Origin of the sequence: Acetobacter sp. DmW_125128, assembly GCF_008704325.1 — a bacterium.
Lineage (GTDB): Bacteria > Pseudomonadota > Alphaproteobacteria > Acetobacterales > Acetobacteraceae > Acetobacter > Acetobacter oryzifermentans.
Genome location: NZ_VHOP01000045.1, coordinates 1 through 353, shown reverse-complemented (window position 1 = coordinate 353; position 353 = coordinate 1). Strand labels below are relative to the sequence as shown.

Sequence of the window (353 nt, the reverse complement as noted above, 5' to 3'; positions counted from 1 at the left end):
GCATGACGATCCTTGTGCGACAGCTTTGCGGGTTTGTCCTGCCAGTCTTCAGGAATACGTCCTTCCCGAAGATCGGCTTTCTCTGCGTTGGTGTTCCGCTGCTTTGGAGCAGCTACCAGTGTGGCATCCAGGATCTGGCCTGACATCGGTAAATACCCGGCGTTGCGCAGGGTCGCATCAAAGCGGTTGAACAGCCCTTCGATCGCACCCGCCTGGGTCAGACGCTCGCGGAACAGCCAGACCGTTTTGGCATCCGGCACCCGATCCGAAAGTCCCAGACCAAGGAAACGCATAAAGGAGAGGCGATCGTTGATCAGATATTCCGTCCGCTCATCAGACAAATTGTTGAGCGT

General features: G+C 56.4%; 1 protein-coding gene. It reads right to left on the bottom strand.

Going from position 1 to position 353, the window contains the following annotated elements:
• Window positions 1-353, bottom strand: a 353-nt coding sequence (locus FKW19_RS12620) for a transposase (protein ID WP_150225426.1), incomplete at both ends; no start/stop codon positions are given.